A 3,629-nucleotide genomic window follows, 5' to 3' on the forward strand; every position below is an offset into this window, starting at 1 on the left:
CGCCGGGGCCGCGGGGCGGCCCCGGTAGTCTGTCAGCTGTCCTTGTTGTGGATGATGATGGTCGGATCGGCACCGCTGATCAACGAGTTGATCGTCTGGTTGGACCAGTTCACCCCTTCCAGTTTGATGGTCACGTCGGCGTTGGCGATACCACCTTCGGCGTTGAGCTTGCCTTCGCTGCTGACTTGCAACGTGGTCGTACCCTCCACCGTGGTGAGCTTCAGGTAGTTGTCGATGGTGCTGCCCTTCTCGCCCTGCAGCAGGTCCTTCAGGTCGATACGGTCACCCTCGGCCTTGTTGAAGTCCTTGATCACGTCGTTACCGATGTCGCCAGCCTTCCACACGAAGGTGTCGGCACCGCTGCCACCGATCAGGATATCGTCGCCCTGGCCACCGATCAGGGTGTCGTTGCCGGTACCGCCCAGCAGGATGTCGTTACCTTTGCCGCCATCGAGCGTGTCGCTGCCACCTTGGCCGAAGAGGATGTCATTGCCATTGCCGCCCGACAGGATGTCATTGCCGTCTTTGGCACCGGAGATATCGAACTCGGTGTAGTGCTCGGTGATGTACTGGTGAACATTGCTGGTAGTGACAGCACCGACTTCAACACCGCTCTTCTGTGCAACGTACGTCTGCAGGGCCTGGTAGCCCTCGCTGACGACACCGTTGAGGGTGATCAGGTCACCGAAGATGATGTCGTTGCCGTTACCACTATCAATGGTGTCGGCACCTGGCACCGTTGCTTCGGAGTGACCGAGAATCGCCTTGGCCAAATCGGACGGGTCGATATTGGTCTGTGGCTTGCCGGCACTGTCGTAAGGTTTCAGATCGTTCAGCGTGACATCGCTGTTCAGGCCGATAGCCTGGACTTTGCTCAAGCCATTGGTGCCGCCCAATACTGCGAAACTTTCAGTAGAACCTGCGGCCGAGTAGACGTAGTTCCAGTAATCCGCGTAGCCGGTACCGTCCAGGCTGGAGAGTTCATAGGTACCATCACCTTGTGCGTGAAGGGTGCCGACCGTCTTGGTGGAGTCAAGCACCAACTCACCGCGGCGGTTCTCGGTATAGGTCAGCACTTTGACCACACCATTGCTGCTGATCTCGACCTTGTGAGTCGCATCGGCCCAGGCGCTGAACGTGTCACCCATCTTGTAATTGTTGACGTTGACTACATCATCCAGGCTCTTGCCATTCTTCCACAGGCTAGGGTTGGTGGACTCACCGCTCTGATAATAGGTTGGCTTACCGTCGGTAATGAAGTAAGTCAGGTTCTCCGCACCTTTGTTGCCGGTGGCCATGGTGCTGTTGAAGAAGTTGGACGTGGTCTTGAACGCGTCTTCATAGTTGGTACCGCCACCGTAGTAGCCGCCCACCATCGAGTTCAATACCGCCTGCAACTTGCTCAAAGCATCCGGGTCGGCAAGGTTCACTGCCACGTTCTTGTTTACCTGGGTATCGAAGTCGACCAGGAAGATGTTTACGGTACCCGAGGTGTCCGAGCCCAGGCTGGCCTTGAGCGTGTTGAACACCGAGGCCAACTGCGTCTTGGCGTCGGCAATCGACTTGTCGCTCATACTGCCCGAGCTGTCGACCATGAAGGCGATGTTGTAGTTCTTGCCCTGAACCACGTTCAGCCCGGATACGTCAGCGACGATGATGTCGTTGCCTTCACTACCGGTCATCGTGTCATTGCCCGAGGTACCCACACTGGCCTTGTAGGTCGCAGCGTACACCGTCACCGGGATATTGCCGGTGGTGATGGCCGAGCCGCCCAGGCTTTCGGTGGCAGTCGAGGTAACCGTGATGTCGAACGAGCCTTTGTAATAGGCCGGCGGGGTCAGCGTCAGGCTGCTGAGTTTCCAGCCTGTCACATCGACCGGGGCAGTACCAACCGTGACCGTGTGGCCTGCACCATCGCTCAACACGGTACCTTTCGGGATACCGCTGAGTGTCACGTTCAGGCTTTCGGAGCCGTCAGTGTCGGTCAGGGCGGTGGAAATACCGACCAGTTTCACCGAGCCACCCTCAGGCCCTTCGTTGAGCTTGTAGCCGTCGTAGTAGCTCTGACCATTCACGGTGTGCAGGTCGGACACGCCCAGGCCTGCGTTCGCCATCTCGGTCACGTTCTGGTACATCTTGACGTTCGAGCTGCTCAGGTCGGTAACGGCACCGGAGCCTACCTGGATGTTCAGGTCATAGCTGCCTGGACCGGACTGGTTGGCATGGTAGACCTCGATCGGGTAGTAGCCGCTGGTATTTGGGGTAAAGGTACCCGACACCCCGCCACCGGCTCCCCAGGTGGCCGTGACTACAGTCTTGCCACCGATGGTGACCACGAAGCTGTCGTCGGCCAAACCACTGAAGGTATAGACCTTGCCGGCTTCCAGGTAGATCAGGCCCGACGTTTTCGAACCGGTGCCAGCGGTGACGCTGCCATCGGACTGCACGTTGGTCGTGGTGCTGCTGGAGTTCGCGCTGCCGGAGTTGGCAAAGACCGTCTTCAGATCCTCGCCGGTAATGCCGTTGCCGCCAGTACCCAGGCCTTTGAGGCTGGTCCAGACTTCCTTGGTCAGCCCTTTGGACTCGATATCGGCGCTGCCGAAGCTCAGGGTCGGTTTGTCGGCAACCGGGCTGATATCGACCTTCATGGTCACTTCGCTGCCCAGGTTGGTGCCATCGTTCGGCTTGAACTTGAACTGGGCGTAGTCAGCCTTCTGGTTACCCACGCCAGTACCACCGTAGTTGTCCGCACCCGACTGGTTGAGGGCCGGAACGAACTTCAGGTTCTTGGCAGTGATATCAGCCTGGCTGACCACCTGGCCAACGGCCACATTCACCCATGCAGTACCGTTGAAGAACTGCAAGTTGCCGGCGGCCGGGAGCGAGGTAATGGTCACAGACAGGTTAGTGTTGCCATCGGCATCAGTGACTTTGAAATCACTCCAGGCAAATACGTAATCGGTGTCCTCCACGCCAAATACTGCGCCGCCAGGCGAAACCGGCAGGTGGTCATTGTCGAGAATGGTGGTCGTCACGCTCGATTTGCTGCTATCAACCTGCAGGTTCTCGAAGTTACCACCCGTGGCGGCTTCGATCTTCACGACGAAGTTCTCGGTACCTTCGACCAGTTTGTCATCGATGGTAGCGATGTTGAACGTCGTGCCTGTGCTATTGGCCGGAATCTTCACGGTCGCAACACCGGTGAAGTCATCACCGTTTTTGGCGGTACCGCTGTAGCTAAGGGTGATAGTGACTTCGGACTTGGACGCGTTGCTCAGGGTCAGCGTGTACTGGCCGGTTTCACCTTCGGTCAGAGAAGACGTGCCGGTAATACCAACGATGGTGACGTCACCCTGGTTGCCGGTGCCCGGCGTTCCCGTACCTGGTTCGTCGGTCACAGCGGTGCTGACCGGGGTCTTGTCCAGCGTCAGTTGCTCGAACTTGCCGACATCCGCACCTTCAACGGTTGCGATCGATTTGATCACAGGGTCGTTGGTACCGACGTAGACGTTGTCCGGGGCAGCCACGGTGGCAGTGCCCACGGTGCCATTGGCCGGCACAGTGATGACGGTTTTGCCGTCGCTCAGCGTGAAGGTCAATGCACTGTGGTTGTTGATCGGCAGGCCGTC

The 3,629-nt window shown here is 58.3% G+C and carries 1 protein-coding gene; it reads right to left on the reverse strand.

From position 1 onward, the window contains the following. Window positions 1–32 precede the first annotated feature (32 nt). A partial coding sequence (locus AC3WLP_RS13615) for an immunoglobulin-like domain-containing protein (protein ID WP_492576162.1) occupies window positions 33–3,629 on the reverse strand: 3,597 nt, incomplete at its 5' end.

The sequence above is a fragment of the Pseudomonas sp. FW305-E2 genome, assembly GCF_058782925.1.